The sequence below is a fragment of the Corynebacterium sp. PCR 32 genome (assembly GCF_037464985.1).
GTDB lineage: Bacteria > Actinomycetota > Actinomycetes > Mycobacteriales > Mycobacteriaceae > Corynebacterium > Corynebacterium kroppenstedtii_D.
This window is the reverse complement of record NZ_JBAHVL010000007.1, coordinates 1-17,841: the sequence shown is the minus strand read 5'-3', so window position 1 is coordinate 17,841 and position 17,841 is coordinate 1. Positions and strand designations below refer to the sequence as shown.

Genomic DNA, 17,841 nt, shown 5'->3' with positions numbered 1-17,841 from the left:
CCAGTAAAGGCGAGAAAGAACAGATCACTAACCATGCGCAACAACCTATGCCCCCACGCCATAGCGAAGCGAAGTCCTTAACAAAATCTTGACAGGCACACAGTCGACGACACATACCTCACCGCGCAGGAACTGGGGCGCAGCGTCGACAGTGTGGGCAACGACGCTGCGATACGACCGCCAGGTAGCATATCGAGCATGACATCGACCCCCGACCACTCCCCTCACCACCGGAGCTCCGCCGCCCACACACCCCACGCACACGGCGACAACTCCGACCGAGGAGAATCGGGTACCGGAGGCCCCACCCCGCACAATGGTCAGCGTCGATCCCGCAATAACTCGAAAGCACGACGAGAGCGCCGCCGCCGTCGCGCCACCTACTCCGCGCGAAACAACAACCACAGCAGCAACAATGATCAGCTGCCCGATACCAACAACCAGCACACCACCACACACAATTCCAACCACGCCTCCCACACCGACGGAAAGAAAAATCGCCGACGCGGACGACGGCGGAGTAACCGCCCCGCCGCAGCACCCAATATCGACAACCGAAACACATCACGAGGACGACCACCCCGACGACCAGCCACCTCCGCCCCCGACGACACAACAACCCCACCCTCCACCACGAACCCGAAGCCACACCGCACCCGCACCGGGCTAGCCGGCGGAGGCATCATTACCAACCCGGACAAAGATAAATACAACGCAGGCGACACCCATGCACGCTCGCCGCGGGAACCCATCCCCACCATCAACGAAGCACCCATGGTCGCCATCGTCCTGCGCACGACCAACATCCATCCCTCCACTGGTCGCATGTTGGCGTTAGCGGCCACATTCCTCGACACCGATGGTCTACCCGTGTCCACGTGGCAACGTGTTTTTAATACCGACGCCGACCCAGGCCCTCTTCACCTCTTCGGCCTTGAACCCGACGAATTCAGGTCCGCTCCCCGTTTCAGCGCCACATTGCGGCAACTCGATCGGGTCATCGACGGCCGCATGCTGATTGTTCACGATACGCCAACAACCTGGGGTTTCATTGCGCAGGAAGCGCGTCGGACGGTGCGGTCAGCGTCGGCAAAAAATCGTCGCCAACGCAAACGTCGCCACAGCGGGCACGTACCCCGCCCCGTCGCCATTATTGACACGCAAGCGACGGGGCGTCGGCAAGGCCTCCCCATCACTGATACGCGGCTGCGTGGCATTGCGGCCACCTACAACCTTGTGGACGACTCTCTTCCTACCACCACTGTGCTGGACATGGATTCATCGCCCGATGCATACACCACACTTCCTGGCGTTGGCGCTCACGCCTCAGGGCGACGACGTGACATTGACCCCCGACAGCTCCTGACTGCTGACGCCATCCTCCTTGGCGAGCTAGCAATGGCTCAGCTGGATCGTGCGGGGATTGAACCCGCCAATGCAGCAGCATATGCGCTCGAGGAGCTCACTGACCGACAGACGCCTAACCACACGAATGACCACCCGGCGCCGCTTGTCTGGGCTCGTGATGAAGCCTGGAAGAATGTCGATAAGCGTGAGCCGCATCATTTGCGAGCAGACCGGGTTGGTCTTCAACATTCCGTGATACGCATCGAGGCGGCATTGGCTCCCGAGGTCACGCCAAATCCTGGGGTGTGGTCTCCTGGCCAGAGGTTGAAGCGGGGAATGGTGTTCACGGTGGCCCCCGAGATTGATATGAACCCTGACGATGTCATCGAGGCTGGTCTGCACGCCGGGTTGACCTATTCAGAAAAGCTGACGCGGGAGACATCGCTCGTGGTGTTTAATGGCACAGGCCACGGCCCGCTGCACGATCGTGTGCCGCATGAGGGGCGAGCATTGCACGCGCATCGGAAGGGTATTCCCCTCGTCCGGGATACGGAACTGATACGTCTCGCCCGGCACGCTGCTAATACCCCACGTTAACGGGGCGCCCGATAGGGGATGCACCGTGGGCAATTTGCGTTATTGTCGTCCTTGGCGGCTCCTGGGGTGTGGGTGGTGTGTGCGTCGATGTCGTGCATATGGGGACCACGTATTCTAGGGCAATGAGCGAAAACTCGGATTCTCCTAGTTCTGACGTGCGACAGCGCACGATGAACTCTTTGCGTGCTCTTCGTGAGCGTGTTGATCAAGCGCTCCGGCAGGGCGCGGATGGCGTGAGTGACTCTTTAGAGGCGCGCATTACCAGCGTGACCAGTGATTCCCCGATGACGACGGTGAATGTTCAGGGGCGGGCCGCTCTCGCTCTTGCTGACGCTGCGACGTGGGCGTCCAAGAAGTCTGGTCGTGGTTCTGGCGGGATGATCGGTGGGATGATTGCCGCGGCGATTGATCCGATGATTATGGGCCGGATTAACGCGGGCCGTCCGGTGGCGTTGGTGACGGGGACGAATGGTAAGTCCACCACGACGCGGATGTTGGCTGCTGCTGCGCGGACAGCGCGGCGGACGGCGACGAATGAGGGCGGTGACAACATGGATGCGGGGGTGGTGTCTGCGTTGCGTGCGGGTGGCGACTATGAGGTCGCGACGTTGGAAGTGGATGAGATGCATGTGCCGGCGATTGCTGACAAGTTGGATCCGTCGGTGTTGGTGCTGTTGAACCTTAGCCGTGATCAGCTGGATCGTGTGGGGGAGATTAATAGTATTGAGCGCGCGCTGCGTGGTGCGGTGAATAAGCATCCGGGTATGACGGTGGTGGCGAACTGTGATGATGTCATGGTGACGTCGGCGGCGTGGGAGTGTCCGAATGTGGTGTGGGTGTCTGCTGGTTTGGGTTGGCAGGGTGAGTCAACGTCGTGTCCACGGACGGGTGGTGCGATTATTCGCCGCGAGGTGCGTGATGCTGGCGCGGAGCAGGATGGGGCGTCGGTGAGCTATGTGGATTGGTGTGCGACGAAGCGGCTTCCTGATGGGTCCGAGTTTCGGCGTCCACAGCCGGATTATTCGATCACACGGGATGGCATGCGGGTGGATTCTGAGGCTACAGCTGCGGCGTCGGGTGTGCCGGTGGGGACGTGCCTTCCGTTGTCGTTGTCGTTGCCTGGTGATGCGAATCGTGGAAATGCTGTTCAGGCTGTGGCTGCGGCGGTAGCGTTGGGTGCTGATGTGCGGGAGGCTCTGGCGGCGACGGAGTCGGTGGAGTCGGTGGCTGGCCGGTATTCCACGGTGTCGTTTCACGGGCGTGAGGTTCATCTGTTGCTGGCGAAGAATCCTGCGGGGTGGCAGGAGGCGTTGAGTATGATTGATCGCTCGGCTGATGGGTTGGTGATCGCGACGAATGGGCAGGTTGCTGATGGGGTTGATTTGTCGTGGTTGTGGGATGTCCGTTTTGAGAATTTGGATGATCTGGCTGTGGTTGCTGCGGGTGAACGCGGCGCTGATTTGGCGGTTCGGTTGGGTTATGCGGGGGTTCGTCACCGGCTGGTGAAGAACACGGTGGATGCGATTATGGCGTGTCCGCCGGGTCGTGTTGAGGTGTTGGCTAATTACACGGCGTTTCGTGATCTCAAGCGTGCATTGGACCGTGCGGTGAGGCAGGGTCGTGAATCGATGCAGAGCGCTACCGATAAGGAGGGCATTGATGTCCGTTAATTCGTATTCTGGTTCCGTGGCAGAGTCCGGTGGTTCGGTGGGGTCTGTGCGGGGGCGGTCGTCGTCTGTGTTTCAGATTGGTTTGATTCTCCCTGATGTGTTGGGGACGTACGGTGATGATGGTAATGCGCTTATTGTGCGTCAGCGGCTGAGGCTTCGGGGGGTTGCCGCGGAGGTGGTGCCGATTCATCTGGGTGAGCCGGTGCCGGATAGTTTGGATCTCTACACGGTGGGTGGTGGGGAGGATACGGCGCAGATTTTGGCGTCGGAGCATCTCCGTGCGGACGGGGGTCTGGTGCGTGCTGCGGCGAAGGGCACCCCGATTTTGGCGATTTGTGCTGGTCTTCAGGTGCTTGGTGAGTCGTTCCGCGCGTCTGGTTCCATGGTGGAGGGTCTTGGTCTTCTTGATGTGACGACGTCTAGTTTGGGGGCCCGTATGATTGGTGAACTCCGTTCAGATCCTGTGCAGCCGGGGGGTGCTGCGGCTGGTTCTGTGTTCACCCGTGGGTTGACTACTCAGTTGACGGGGTTTGCTAATCATATGGGGGCGACGATTCTGGGGTCGGATGCTCGTCCACTGGGTCGGGTTCTCTTTGGTACGGGTAACTGTGATTCTTATGGTGCAGGCGCGGTGCACATGGAGGGTGATGCTGCGGAATACCAGGTTACTGCTGAGGGTGCGGTGCAGGGGTCGATCATTGCGACGTATATGCATGGCCCGGCATTGGCACGGAATCCGCAGCTCGCTGATGTGTTAATCGCTCGGGCTTTAGGTGTGGAGGTTGATGACCTCCCTCCGCTTGGGGAGGCGATGGATCCGTCAGTGCGAGGTGATCTGGATACTCGTGAGATGGGTGAGGTCTCTCTCGAATTAGCTAGGGAATTAAACAAAGAGGTGTCCCAGCTTCGTCAGGAGCGCATAGACTCGACGTCATGACTGTGCGTGACCGTGTCTTTCCTTCTCCCGCCCATGGTGCTGCCCGGATGATGCTGGGTGGATTGTCCAGCATCGCTGTGAGCGGAATATCCCGGGTAAGCAGCCATATTGGTGTTGACCGGGGTGTGGTTCGGGGGCCACGTGGTGGTCTTCGACCGGAGGAGCTTACGGCGGCACATTGGGGTGATGGGTCCCGGCGTGTGGTCGATCCCATTGGGTGGTGGGAGCATCAGAGGGGTGTCGATAAACTTCGTGAATCCTTTGACGCTATTCCTCGTTCGTCGCAGGTTCGTTTGGCAAAGACGACGTCGAATTTGTTTCGCTCCCGAACAGCGCCGACGTCTCCTGGTTTGAATGTTGAGGGTCTTGGGCGGGTGATCGCTGTGGATACGGTGGCGCAGACTGCTGATGTTCAGGGCATGTGCACCTATGAGGATCTGGTGGATACGCTGCTCCCGTTCGGTTTTGCCCCGTATGTCGTGCCCGAGTTGAAGACGATTACGTTGGGTGGCGCGGTCACGGGTATGGGTGTGGAGTCGAGTTGTTTTCGCAACGGGCTTCCCCATGAATCTGTCGTTGAGATGGATATTCTGACGGGCACGGGTGAGATTGTGACGTGTAGCCCTGTTAAAAATGTTGATCTTTTTCGTACGTATCCGAATTCGTATGGTTCGTTGGGGTATGCGGTGCGGATCACGATTAAGATTGAAAAAGTTCAGCCTTTCGTTGAGCTTCGTCATGTTCGTTTTCATGATGTGACGTCTATTGCTGCTGCTATTGATGACATTGTTGCCTGCCGCGAGTACGACGGTGAGGCCGTTGATTATCTCGACGGGGTGGTGTTCTCCCCTACTGAGGGTTATTTGGTGTTGGGTCGGCAGTCGTCGGAGGTGCCTTCGCGGGTGTCTACGTACACGAAGGAGCACATTTACTATCGCTCGATTCAGCATCCCGAGGGGATTACGCGGGATACCCTGACCATGCACGATTACCTGTGGCGGTGGGACACGGATTGGTTTTGGTGTTCGCGCGCATTTGGCGCGCAGAATCCGATGATTCGTCGGATGTGGCCAGAGGGGTTGTTGCGGTCGTCGTTCTATTGGAAGCTTGTTGGCGCTGATAAACGGTGGGATATCGCGGATCGGATTGAACGGCACCATGGGCGTCCTGCTCGTGAGCGTGTGGTTCAGGATGTGGAGGTGACGACGGATAGGGTGCCGGAGTTCCTGGACTGGTTTTTTACGGCCAGTGAGATTCAGCCGGTGTGGTTGTGTCCCCTGAAACTTGCTGATGAGTCGTCGTCGTTGACGACGCGTGGTGATGTGCTGTCCTCTGATGTTGCCCAGGCTGATGGTGCTGGAACTCATCCGTGGCCGTTGTATCCGCTGTCTGTGGGGGATGTGTGGGTGAATATTGGCTTTTGGTCCTCGGTGCCGGTGGATATGACGGGTGATCCTCGTCCTGGTGCGTTTAACCGTGTGATTGAGCGGAAGATGAGGGATGTGGGCGGCCATAAGTCGCTATATTCGGAGGCTTTTTATTCGGAGGAGGAGTTTGCTGCTCTTTATGGGGGTACTATTCCAGAATTAGTGAAGAAAGCTTACGATCCGGAGCGTCGCTTCCCTGGGTTGTTTGATAAGGCCGTCGGCGGAAAGTAACCCGGGAGCCGTCGGCGACCACGACGATAAAACTCACGCGAGCAGCTCCCTGGAGCAGTCCAGCCAAATGTGATCGCATCTGCGTTCTCACTGTCGCGTGTGAGGTCGAAGAGAAAAGAGGTCGGGCGCATTGAGTATGACGGTCGCAGAGATCATCGCATCGATGACGAAAGGCCCGTTGCCGTTTCGGATAGAGGCGTGTGACGGGAGCTCTATTGGTTCTGGAGATATCACTATACGTCTAGAGAATGAGGATGCATTGGCGTATATAGTGACCGCCCCGGGTGATCTTGGACTTGCTCGCGCGTATGTCACAGGGGCGTTGACAGTTGAGGGTAGGGGGTCTCATCCTGCCCATCCGTATGGTCTTTTTGATGATTTACAAAAGGCATATTCGGCGGTATCAATATCTAAAAGTCCTCGTGCACTTGTCACACTTATCCGTGAATTGCGCAATCATCATGCGTTCCGCCGCCTCCCGATCCCCCATCAAGAGGTTATTCCGGGTTGGCACAAGGTTATTCGTGACGCTCGTGAGGGAATAGCTACGGCTACGCGTCGTCATTCTAAGGAGCGTGATGCGGAGGCAATTAGTCATCATTATGACGTTTCTAATGATTTTTATGAGCACTTTTTGGGCCCAACAATGACTTATACCTGTGCATGTTATCCGACTGATGATGCCACGTTAGAGGAAGCACAAGAGAATAAATATCGTTTGGTATTTGACAAATTGCGCCTCCACGAGGGTGATACTCTTCTCGACGTTGGTTGCGGTTGGGGTGGAATGGTGCGGTATGCCGCACAACAGGGGGTTCGTGCCCTTGGTGTGACGCTGTCGCGAGCGCAGGCAGAGTGGGCACATGCTGAGATTACGCGCCAGGGTTTGAATGAATTCGCCGAAGTACGTTACCAGGATTATCGTGATGTTCCCGAGTCCAATTTTGATGCTGTGTCTGCGATTGGGATTTTGGAGCACATTGGGCCGAAGAATTATCGGTCATTTTTTAGTTTCTTGTATGGGAAATTACGTCCGGGTGGGATGATAGTGAACCACTGCATTACCCGCCCGCATAATCGCCCTACTCGGACGGGACAATTCATAGGGCGCTACATTTTCCCGGATGGGGAACTCACTGGGGCGGGCACCATTATTTCCCGGATGCAAGATGTGGGATTTGATGTTATTCATGACGAGGATTTGCGTCCGCATTATGCGCGCACGTTGCATGATTGGTGCGTAAATTTGCAGAAGAATTGGGATAAGGCTAGTACACTCGTGGAACCTTCCACGGCGCGACTATTCGGCCTGTACATGGCAGGTTCCGAGTGGGGCTTTGATCACAACATTATCCAGCTCCACCAAGTATTAGGGCAGAAGCTTCCCGATGATGGAACATGGTCGCTCCCCCTCCGCCCGTGGTGGAAAGCGTAGTTTCCTCACGATGTCGGCGTTTGGGCAGTACGCGACTACATCAATACGTAATATTAATTTTTATGGTGAAGATTCCTGGACTTGCCCGCCACGCAACCAGTATGGTCGGCGCCGATCCAACGATCATTTCAGCCCTCCTGAGCACCCCGTTGACCAGGTTAATCCGCCCGGTAGCCAACCCTATGACGGTCGGTGAGATCGTTGATACCCTCGCTGATCTTCCCCTTCGCGTCACGGCGTTCGACGGTTCCGTCGCAGGTGACGGAAGACATTCAGGGATGGGAATCCACATCACAAAGGATGGCTTAGCCTATGTGGCCACAGCACCTGGTGAATTGGGGCTTACTCGCGCATATGTGACAGGTAACCTTCAGGTCACTGGTGTTCACCCTGCGGATCCGTATGACCTTTTCGCGGTTCTACGGACAGCGCGGTTAAAGCACGTATCGGCCGGGACTATTCGCCGGGTTATTGGTTCACTGGCATCGATGGATGCCTTTCGCAATCTTCCTCAGCCTCCGCAGGAGATGGTTCCGTTTTGGCAGCGGGCGATCGATGGCCTGTCCCGGCATTCTCAGCAACGCGACGCGGAATCGATTAGCCATCATTATGACGTGTCGAATAGGTTTTACGAGCTCTTCCTGGGCCCGTCGATGACGTACACGTGTGCGTATTATCCCGATCCGTCGGCAACTCTTGAGGAAGCCCAGGACAATAAATACCGTCTGATCTTCGAGAAACTTCGCCTGAAGGAGGGGGATACGCTCCTCGACGTCGGCTGTGGCTGGGGTGGAATGGTCCGCTACGCCGCCCGCCGCGGAGTGCGCGCCATCGGAGCAACGCTATCGCGTGAGCAAGCCGAGTGGGGTAACGAAGAGATCGCCCGCCAGGGGCTGGGTAATTTGGCAGAAGTACGGTTCCAAGATTACCGCGATATTCCGGAAACAGATGTCGACGCGATCTCCGCCATTGGGATCCTTGAGCACATCGGCACCGCCAATTACGAGGACTTCTTCTCTTTCCTCTTGACGAAGCTCCGCCCAGGCGGGCTGGTGTTAAACCACTGCATTACGCGTCCTATTAATCAGGCTAAGACCAACGCTGGGCCTTTCCTTGATCGCTATATTTTCCCCGATGGGGAGCTCCATTGTTCGGGCAACATCATTGCGAATATGCAGGGTGCCGGCTTTGAGGTGATGCATGAGGAAAACCTCCGACCCCACTATGCCCGGACACTACGTGCGTGGTGCCGCAATTTGCAGGACAATTGGGATGCAGCATGCACTGAGGTGTCCGAAGCGACGGCGAAACTCTACGGCGTCTACATGGCTGGTTCCGCGTGGGGTTTTGACCACAACATTGTGCAACTCCACCAGGCCTTAGGGGTGAAACTTCCTGACGACGGCACCCTGCCCGTGCCTGAGAGGCAATGGTGGTCCAGTTAATGAGTCTCCCCCGCTGTTGTCGGCTGACATCGTCGGCAGGGGCGCGGACTTCACGACCTGGGTGGTCTCGTTGCTACTCTTGGCTTCATGACTGAATCCCCGACCGCGGTCGACAACACCAACCACGTATCGTGTACGTCTCGACAGCTTTCCACAGCTAACACGGGGTCACTGAATAGTGATACCTCGTTCGAGACGGTCGCATCCGTGGGGAAAGCACGGGCCGGGGTTATTCATACGCCGCATGGTGATATTCCAACGCCCGCTTTTATTCCGGTCGCGACGAAGGCTACGGTGAAGACGCTCACCCCCGAGCACATTCGAGCAACTGGTGCTCAGGCGATCCTGTCTAACGCGTACCATCTTTATCTTCAGCCTGGCCCGGACTTGATTGATGAGGCTGGTGGCATCGCCACGTTTGAGAATTGGCATGGCCCGACATACACCGATTCCGGTGGATTCCAGGTAATGAGTTTGGGTGTGGGGTTTAAAAAAGTACTGGCGATGGATACAGCTGATATTAAACCAAGCGATATTAAGGCTCGGCATAAGGAGCGCTATGCGCATGTTGATGACGACGGCGTTAATTTCCGTAGTGTCATTAACGGGTCAAAGCATCGGTTTACTCCGGAAAAGTCAATGCAGATTCAACACGGGTTGGGTGCGGATATTATGTTCGCTTTTGATGAGCTCACAACCCTCGTGGATTCTCGCGAGTACCAGGAGGAATCCGTTGAGCGTACACGCCGGTGGGCAGAGCGTTGCTTAGAGGAGCATAACCGCCTGACAGATGCCCGCGTGGGAAAACCCTTGCAGTCTTTGTGGGGTGTTGTTCAGGGCGCTCAGTATGAGGATTTACGGCGTCACGCTGCGCAATCCTTGGTGGACATGTCGGATCGCTTCGAATCTGAGGGGCGACGGGGTTTCGGTGGATTCGGGATCGGTGGCGCCTTGGAGAAAAGTGCGTTGGGAACCATCGTGGGGTGGGTGACGGATGTTTTGCCTGATCATAAGCCCCGTCATTTGTTGGGGATTAGCGAACCCGACGACCTCTTTACGGCCATTGAAGCTGGAGCGGACACATTCGACTGCGTTGCCCCCACGCGCCTTGGACGACGTGGAGGCGTGTATACGCTGGATGGGCGTTTGAGCCTGAAAACTGCGCGTTTCACCCGCGATTTCCGCCCCATTGATGAGGAATTAGATGGATATGCCAGCCATTATTCGCGGGCGTATATTCACCATTTGCTCAAAGCAAAAGAATTCTTAGCGGGAACGTTGTGCAGTATTCACAATATTCAATTTATTGTGTCCCTTGTCCACAACGCGCGACAGGCCCTCATTGATGGTCGTTTCGAGGACTACCGTGATGACTTCCTCGGCCGGTATTACGCCAACGGCGGGCGCGCGCCTGAGTGGAAATAATGGGTGCGGGACGGTTCGCGCCGAGCCCATCGGGAGATTTCCATCTGGGAAATCTTCGGACATATACATTGACCTGGGTCATCGCGCGTTTAAGCGGCCGCAGGATTATCTACCGTATTGAGGATATTGACCGGCAGCGGTCCCACGAGAGCGCCGCTGCCGACCAGATGGAGGACCTCGCGTCGTTCGGCTTGGACTGGGATGGCGAACCGGTTCGCCAGTCGGAGCGGTTCTCACTCTATGAGGCTGCGCTCGACTGGTTAGCCGAACGCGGCTGGACTTACGAATGCTACTGCTCACGCAAAGATATTCAGGAGGCGTCCCGCGCGCCACACGTTACGCCCGGAATGTACCCAGGAACCTGCCGGAGACTCACCGCGGAGCAGCGCCACGAGAAACGGACACAGCTATTCTCTCAGGGTCGCCACCCGGCCATTCGTTTCCATGCCCACGCTGCGTACGCCACCACCATGGCAGACGCCCAAACGGACGCTCCCGGCGCGACCAGCCCGCCACCATGGGCTGTCCATGAGGATTTCTCCACGTTGCAGAAGTATTCGGGCCCGGTCGATGACATGGTTCTTCGCCGGGGCGATAATAATTGGGCGTACAACCTGGCTGTTGTCGTCGATGATCTCACTATGGGGGTTGACCAGATCACGCGCGGTGATGATCTCCTTCCCTCCGCACCGGGGCAGAATTTCCTCGCTGCGATGTTAGAACCGTGGGCAGTCACGATGGTGGAGCCGAGTGCTGAGGGTGGCAGGGTTGGTGCTGCGCCTGCCCGGGTGGTGTCGCCGAGCCGGTGGAGGTACAACCATGTGCCGTTGGTTGTCACGGACCTATCGACTGGTGCACATGGCAGCACTCATTCCCAGTTCATGCGGCTTGCTAAGCGTGATGGTGCTGTGACTCTTCGTGAGCTCGGCTATCACACTGCATGGGCGTGGGTGGCTGAATCGTTGGGTTATCCGGAGTGCACATCAGCTCCTGAACTTTTGGAGGCGGTGACCCTCGCGAGGCTTCCACGGCAGCCAGTGATCTGGTCGTCATCGTCGTCCCCTCGTCATGGTTGGTGACATGGATTCTGAGAAAATATGGGCTTATTTATTTCCATATTCATCTCCATCAATCACAGTTCAACGTCACGAGGTCAACATATTCTTAGATACTGAAAATCACACCCACCAAATTATTAAAACCACAATCAAAAACTAAAATTGTTTCACATGACTAGACAAGGGAATAATGATCCAATATCCGAGGGGTCGACAGTTGTCGATGCGGATCATCATGTGCTCGCGGGCGCGGCGTTCCTCGCCATCACCGCATGCCCGACGGGTATTGCGCACACCTACATGGCTGCGGAGAAACTTGAGGCTGCTGCCCACAACGCCGGCGCATCCATCAAAGTGGAAACTCACGGCTCAATCGGCGTCGATAACGCCTTCACCAGCGATGATATCGCATCGGCGGACGCCGTAATTATCGCCGCAGACGTCCCCATCGACACACAACGGTTTGAGGGTAAGCGCCTGGTGATCACCGGTGTCGACACTGCCATCAGCCAACCCAGCACGCTGCTGAAGCAGGCAACGACGGCACCGCGGTGGGATTCGTCGACTCGTCGTGAGGGCATGACACGCGGCACAAGTCCTGGAGCACCCACCAGCAGCAATACTGGACATGTGCGTAGCCAGGCGACGGTGATCTACCGCGCGCTCATGGCTGGTGTCTCGCGCATGATCCCGTTTGTGGTGACTGGCGGTCTGCTCATCGCTGTGGCGTTGTCATTGGGTGGCCACCCAACGGCCACGGGTATGACAATCCCGCACGATAGCGTGTGGTACGACATTAATCAGCTCGGCGCTCTCGCGTTTAGCCTGATGGTGCCGGTGCTCTCCGCGTATATCGCGGAGGGGATCGCGGATCGCTCTGCACTCGCACCCGGTTTTATTACCGGCATGGTCGCGGTGACGGGTTCACTCTATGGTTCTCAAGCCGGTGCGGGTTTTATCGGTGGCATCGTGACGGGTATTTTGTCCGGTTACGTTGCTCTTGCTATTCGGACGATCCCGGTCAATAAGTATGTGGCCCCGATTTGGCCGATTATTGTCATCCCAATTGTGACCACTCTCATTGTTGGTCTGCTTTTCATTTTTGTCATTGGCGCACCACTTGCTTCCCTATTCGATGCTCTTACCCGCTGGCTGTCCAGTATGGATGGGACCTCCTCTGTGGTGTTGGGCGCAATTGTGGGAGCAATGATTGCCTTCGATATGGGTGGGCCGTTTAATAAAACCGCGTTCCTGTTTGGTGGTGGGTTAATCGCGGCGGGAAATGCGGCACCAATGGGTATGAATGCGGCCGCTATTGCTGTTCCTCCGTTGGCCATGGGGATTCTCACGTTTATTCGTCGCCAGTGGTTTACCCAGCCAGAAAAGGATGCTGGCATCGCAGCGCTCATTATGGGGTGCTTTGGTATTACCGAAGGGGCTATTCCTTTTGCGGCGGCCCGCCCATTGCAGGTTATCCCGGCTAACGTTGTTGGTGGCGCGGTTGCTGGTGCCTTGGCTGGGCTGTGGGGTGTGAAAGATAATGTCATGCACGGCGGTCCTATTGTCGCCGTGCTGGGGGCTATCGATGGTGTCGCGGGCTTCTTCCTCGCAGTACTCGCTGGCGTTGCGGCAACCGTCAGCGTGATGATCGCCCTCACGCACGTACGTTTGTCGCGGGACACGCACCCACAGGTGGATTCGTCACCAGCGCCCGTCACAGCTCAACCATCTCACGCCGCGGCTGAGAGTGGGGAGTTGACTGCACGTGATGTTTCATCCACCAGTAGTGACTCGCGCACGCCCACCGCCTCCGCGGCGAGTGACATCATCAACGAATCGTTGGTTCTCCTTGACGACGCCCCTACTGGCACGCGAGATGATGTCATTCGCGGATTGGTTGACTGCGCCGTACACGCTGGGCGTGTCACGGATGGTGACGCTGTTATACAGGCAGCTCTCGCCCGCGAGGAGCAGAATACGACGGCGGTGGGGCATGCCATTGCCATCCCTCACGCCCGTGTCGAGGGCGTCACAACCCCAACAGTGGTGTTCGCCCGGATTCCTGGTAATGGCGTCGACTGGAACAGCCCGGATGGTGATGCCGTGGACGTTGTGTTCCTCATTGCTGTCCCCGATGGGGCAAACAAGGCACATATGAAGATTCTGGCGACACTGGCCCGTGCCATCATGCGGGACGACTTCCGGGACCGCCTTCGCACGGCGGCGACAGCGGCGGACATTGTGAACACAGTGCAGGGCGCCGTCGGCGACGTCTAGGCGGGTTATCTCGTCGCACGTGTCAGGTGTGGCCCTTTGTGGTGAGGGGAGGGTGTCACCACAGGGGCTATAGGTCCACCCTGTCACCCGCGCTTATACCCGTCATTGTGATGGGCGCCGAGGTTTATTTCACGGCGCGGAGCGTGGCCACGGCGCCCGGGGTGGGAAGGGCGATTCCCTTCACTGGTGAATTAATGATCTGGAATTCACCCGGGGTGACCCGCGCATACAGCTGGTGCGGGTCGTCGCCCTTCAGGTAGGTGTCGAGGAATTCCTTCAGATCGGGGTCATGGCGAGCAGCGTCCTTTGTCTCTTCGGGGACACGAACCGCCGCCATATAGTCCCGTGGCGTTCCTTCTACCAGGCCGGCGGGGCGAGCCCCGAATTCTCCCTCGCCGGGGAGGACACGCTGCGAGAGTGGCGTTCCCAACCGCCCGTCAACGGTATCGAGGATCAATGGGTATCTTCGCCCATTCACCGTCACCGTGACGGGGTGTCGTTCGCTGGCGTAGGCAAAGTTGTTAATGGTCAGCGAAGCATTGTCGGTCAGTTTCCCTTCGTAGCTAAAGGGAGAATCGTCCACAAGGGTGTCCTGGCTTCTATCGGTCGATGAATTCTCCAGCTGCTTTCCCTCGAGAGGACTGTTGGTTACTGTGAATGCCCACTCGGTGTCCGTGAGGTTCTTATGCCACAAGCCCGACTCGCCTTTATCGTTGACGCCTTCAACGCGCAGTTCACGGTGCGATGAACCTGGTGCGGTGGTGTGAATCGATATTCTGTTCGTGATCGTGCCCGGAATCTTCGGTTGGTGGGTCCACTCGTGTCCAGAAATTCCAATGGGGGCCGTGGTGTCATCCAACCGATGTTGTAGTGCGTGTGTCGCTGCCGGGCGCGGGTCCGGGTGGTTGTCGTCCAGCCATTGGTAACGGAATTGTGTGGGGTCTGCACCGCGGACGTCATAGTCCGACAATGTGGTGTACATATCACCATATTTATTTGTGATAAAGATCACCGATCCCGATGCGGCGACGGATTCCACCTGGAATTGGGAATTGAATGGTGTTCCAATTTCGTAGGAGTAATCCCGCGCCAACCACGGATCCAGACTGTATAGGTGCGACCCATCTTTACCGAGCGCAACAACCTGCGTGACTTTAGCAAAGGAGACAGGCTGTTCTTTACCATCCGGCATGGAATATGTTTTGTCCACATTGTTGTCAATAAGGCTGAAGGACCATTTTCCTTCATCAATCGATGGCGATTGCCATCCCTGCCCGAGCCACACGGGACCGCCCCATGCTCTAATCCATCCCCATTTCGTCGGGCTGGAGAGCAGATTGCTCAGTGTGTATATCCACCCGGATTTATCCAGGGCAATGAGGGAATCACCGTTGATGGACATACTGACAATCTTCCCGTTTAAACAGTCCGGAGTTGGCATCTGGCGCCATTGTTCAGTTCCCCGGTGTCGCACCAGAAGTGAACCGTGCCGAAGGGCCACGTCGATTTTGTCATTAAAACCTTGGTGATTATCCCGGAAATCTACCCGTGCAGGCACACCGTTGTTATCAGCGACGGGTAGGGCGTCATACCCGTCATCGCCGAAATCCGGGGCGACGAGACCAAGGGGAAATTGGCCATTCCCTTTATGACTATCACCGAAGTAGGGCACGCACATTGCATCAGGGTGGGGTGACGCAGGAACCTCAGGCTGAGGGGAATCCGCTGGGGTAGCATTCGCAACAGCCGTACTGGCCAAGGGAAGCGCAGCAACACACACAATCGCTGCTGACATAAGACGTGAGCGCCGTGACAACGTGCGATACCGCCTGAGGTGGTTCTGATGTCGCATAGGAAACCAACTTCCAGTGTGGGAGGGGACGCGAGGCCACATGTGTGATCCTCTGTATCATCCCATGTTAGTTTCCGGTGGGCCGCCGCAACACCATATTTTAGATACTATTACTTAGTACATTGGTGAGACTAACGCAGGTTCACACTGCCCACAATAATCGTGGTGGTGATGATGAGTACATTCATCACACCGAAGAAACAGCTTTCGACAATCATCGTTGGCACAATTAACAAACTGAGCTGTTGATGTTCCACATTCAACACAATGCCCTAAAGACTCCACACCATCACCGAACTCCATATGCATTCGCTTATCGAACACATACAGAGAACCATCCCAGTAGCCATCGTTCCCATACGCTTCCCCATAACGCACGATTCCACCATCCAACTGATAGACCTCTTCAAACCCACGGTTTTTCATCAGCACCGACAGAACCTCACACCGAATACCACCCGTACAGTACGTCACGACAGGACGCTTCTTCAGATCGTCGTACTTACCGGATTCAATTTCATCTAAGAAATCACGGGTTGTCGTCGTATTGGGCACCACAGCATTACGAAACCTACCAATCTCAGCTTCCATGGCATTACGCCCGTCGAAGAAAACAACATCCTCACCGCGTTCATCCATCAAACGATGAAGCTCCGCCGGCTTCAGATGGGTGCCACCACCAACAACGCCATTGTCATTCACTGTCAACTCCCCGACCGAACCGAACGTGACCAGCTCCGGGCGAACTTTCACACTCAGCCGAGGGAAATCATCACCGAGCCCCTCTGACCACTTGATATCAGCATCTTTGAACGGCGCATAGCTTCGCGTTTCACGACAATAGCGTTTAACGTCGTTAAGTTCCCCGCCGAGCGTCGCGTTAATACCATCCTTGGAGACAATAACCCGCCCTTTGAGGTTCCACTTCTCCGCCAGGGTCTTCTGCCACAAACGAATAGCTTCAGGGTCCGCCAACGGCGTAAAGACATAAAACAGCACAATCTTCGGCATGGACATAGCGCCGATTCTAATAAGACACCTACCCCACCCAAGAAATCCTGCATTCCCTCCATTCCAGACTGCCAGGGGCCGTTGGCATCCTATCTGTGTACAAATTCCCACAGCGAAAGCAGTATTGAGGGTAGCCTAAATATACATCCGATTGAACATCAAGGAACCGTTCCCATGAAGAAAGTAACCCATAAGCCACATACCTCCGTCATCACCGTCGCCGAAGCTGTCGATGCCTAATGGGGTGCGCAATGAGAGAGGTGATGAAGCGCCTCGACACACAACCACAACAGTCGCCCCACACCCCTGACAGCGACCCTCAGGCCACAGCACACCAACCAGATATAACACACCCAGCTCCTACGGAAACGACAGACCTCCACGCGATGCCACCGCAGGTTGGCCTGGTATTAGCGTCACGTTCACAGGAACTGGCCGACGAACTCATGGCACTCGCATCACAGATGGCGAAGGATGTTGTCATCATTCCCACCAGCAGCCTAGATCCCATCGTTGATAACGAAGGAAAACAGGCTGACGGCGACATAAGCTTGGCCTGCGATGCGATTGATACAGCTGTTCACCGCGTGATGGACAAGGGTTTAGCCTGCGCCATTTTCACCGATATGAAATCCGTGACCACAACGATGACAGCAGCCACAGACACTCACGACACCGAATCCGTCCGGCTTGTTAATGCACCGTTTGTGGAAGCTGCCGTTGCCGGAGCCGTGGCAGCCCAACGCGGAGAGGACTTAGACGGCGTCGAACAGGCAGCCCGATGCACGATCTCCTCATTCACAACACCCCCAGCGAACTCCGATGAGAATAGCCAGGGTGACAACAGGAACACTCCACCACCTGATTCCACAGTTGTGGATAGTGCTCCTCTCACGTAACAGCAGCGGATGTTCGGTCTTTCTACGCGGCCCACGCAAGGGGCCGTGATACCCGCAAGGCAGGTGCGGGCGCGATGATTAACTCCCTAATGTAGTCAACGATACGACCGCCAATGAGTGGTGTTTTATTTGGGTTCGCGGATACTCTTATCAATCACTGGTGGGGTGAGGGGGCCCATGTCGCCGCGTAGTTGGTGGAGGTTGTACTCGGCCTCACACCGGCTGGTAAT

General features: G+C 56.5%; 12 protein-coding genes. 10 read left to right on the top strand and 2 right to left on the bottom strand.

The features are described 5' to 3' along the window. The first annotated feature begins 198 nt into the window (after positions 1-198). From V5S80_RS08675 to V5S80_RS08635, 9 genes are all read left to right on the top strand, one after another. Positions 199-1,944: a hypothetical protein gene (locus tag V5S80_RS08675; protein WP_395170375.1), complete on the top strand. Its 1,746-nt coding sequence runs from the start codon at positions 199-201 to the stop codon at positions 1,942-1,944. Between the two features lie 284 nt (positions 1,945-2,228). After that, the gene (locus V5S80_RS08670; protein ID WP_395170430.1) at positions 2,229-3,614 is read left to right on the top strand and encodes a MurT ligase domain-containing protein; all 1,386 of its coding nucleotides are present in this window, start codon (positions 2,229-2,231) and stop codon (positions 3,612-3,614) included. A gap of 67 nt (positions 3,615-3,681) precedes the next feature. After that, on the top strand, positions 3,682-4,551 hold the full coding sequence (locus V5S80_RS08665; protein WP_395170429.1) for a type 1 glutamine amidotransferase: 870 nt from the start codon (positions 3,682-3,684) through the stop codon (positions 4,549-4,551). Continuing rightward, complete coding sequence (locus tag V5S80_RS08660; protein ID WP_395170374.1) at positions 4,548-6,209, top strand: FAD-binding protein; 1,662 nt, start codon at positions 4,548-4,550, stop codon at positions 6,207-6,209. The genes V5S80_RS08665 and V5S80_RS08660 overlap by 4 nt, the downstream gene beginning before the upstream one ends. Positions 6,210-6,345: 136 nt before the next feature. Continuing rightward, positions 6,346-7,644, top strand: coding sequence for a class I SAM-dependent methyltransferase (locus V5S80_RS08655; protein ID WP_395170373.1), 1,299 nt, complete (start codon positions 6,346-6,348; stop codon positions 7,642-7,644). Positions 7,645-7,826: 182 nt separating this feature from the next. Next, positions 7,827-9,089, top strand: a complete 1,263-nt coding sequence (locus tag V5S80_RS08650) for a class I SAM-dependent methyltransferase (RefSeq protein ID WP_395170428.1) — start codon at positions 7,827-7,829, stop codon at positions 9,087-9,089. Positions 9,090-9,176: 87 nt separating this feature from the next. Further along, on the top strand, positions 9,177-10,514 hold the full coding sequence (tgt, locus tag V5S80_RS08645; RefSeq protein ID WP_395170372.1) for a tRNA guanosine(34) transglycosylase Tgt: 1,338 nt from the start codon (positions 9,177-9,179) through the stop codon (positions 10,512-10,514). Further along, the gene (locus tag V5S80_RS08640; RefSeq protein WP_395170371.1) at positions 10,514-11,593 is read left to right on the top strand and encodes a glutamate--tRNA ligase family protein; all 1,080 of its coding nucleotides are present in this window, start codon (positions 10,514-10,516) and stop codon (positions 11,591-11,593) included. The genes tgt and V5S80_RS08640 overlap by 1 nt, the downstream gene beginning before the upstream one ends. Before the next feature lie 279 nt (positions 11,594-11,872). Continuing rightward, positions 11,873-13,849 (top strand): fructose-specific PTS transporter subunit EIIC, encoded by a 1,977-nt coding sequence (locus tag V5S80_RS08635; protein WP_395170427.1) that lies wholly within the window; start codon positions 11,873-11,875, stop codon positions 13,847-13,849. Positions 13,850-13,973: 124 nt separating this feature from the next. Here V5S80_RS08635 and V5S80_RS08630 read toward each other — a convergent pair whose 3' ends face one another. Both V5S80_RS08630 and V5S80_RS08625 read right to left on the bottom strand, forming a co-directional pair. After that, positions 13,974-15,701, bottom strand: coding sequence for a hypothetical protein (locus V5S80_RS08630; protein ID WP_395170370.1), 1,728 nt, complete (start codon positions 15,699-15,701; stop codon positions 13,974-13,976). Between the two features lie 114 nt (positions 15,702-15,815). After that, positions 15,816-16,718: a rhodanese-related sulfurtransferase gene (locus V5S80_RS08625; protein ID WP_395170369.1), complete on the bottom strand. Its 903-nt coding sequence runs from the start codon at positions 16,716-16,718 to the stop codon at positions 15,816-15,818. 257 nt (positions 16,719-16,975) lie between these two features. Between V5S80_RS08625 and V5S80_RS08620 the strand changes: the two genes are divergently transcribed. Then, a complete protein-coding gene (locus V5S80_RS08620; protein ID WP_395170368.1) occupies positions 16,976-17,611 on the top strand; it encodes a hypothetical protein in 636 nt (211 codons plus the stop codon). Positions 17,612-17,841: the final 230 nt, after the last annotated feature.

Coding starts and splice junctions, on each gene's coding strand:
- V5S80_RS08675 (WP_395170375.1), top strand. CDS start 199: ATGACATCGACCCCCGACCACTCCCCTCACCACCGGAGCTCCGCCGCC.
- V5S80_RS08670 (WP_395170430.1), top strand. CDS start 2,229: ATGACGACGGTGAATGTTCAGGGGCGGGCCGCTCTCGCTCTTGCTGAC.
- V5S80_RS08660 (WP_395170374.1), top strand. CDS start 4,548: ATGACTGTGCGTGACCGTGTCTTTCCTTCTCCCGCCCATGGTGCTGCC.
- V5S80_RS08655 (WP_395170373.1), top strand. CDS start 6,346: ATGACGGTCGCAGAGATCATCGCATCGATGACGAAAGGCCCGTTGCCG.
- V5S80_RS08650 (WP_395170428.1), top strand. CDS start 7,827: ATGACGGTCGGTGAGATCGTTGATACCCTCGCTGATCTTCCCCTTCGC.
- tgt (WP_395170372.1), top strand. CDS start 9,177: ATGACTGAATCCCCGACCGCGGTCGACAACACCAACCACGTATCGTGT.
- V5S80_RS08640 (WP_395170371.1), top strand. CDS start 10,514: ATGGGTGCGGGACGGTTCGCGCCGAGCCCATCGGGAGATTTCCATCTG.
- V5S80_RS08635 (WP_395170427.1), top strand. CDS start 11,873: ATGGCTGCGGAGAAACTTGAGGCTGCTGCCCACAACGCCGGCGCATCC.
- V5S80_RS08630 (WP_395170370.1), bottom strand. CDS start 15,701: ATGCGACATCAGAACCACCTCAGGCGGTATCGCACGTTGTCACGGCGC.
- V5S80_RS08625 (WP_395170369.1), bottom strand. CDS start 16,718: ATGTCCATGCCGAAGATTGTGCTGTTTTATGTCTTTACGCCGTTGGCG.
- V5S80_RS08620 (WP_395170368.1), top strand. CDS start 16,976: ATGAAGCGCCTCGACACACAACCACAACAGTCGCCCCACACCCCTGAC.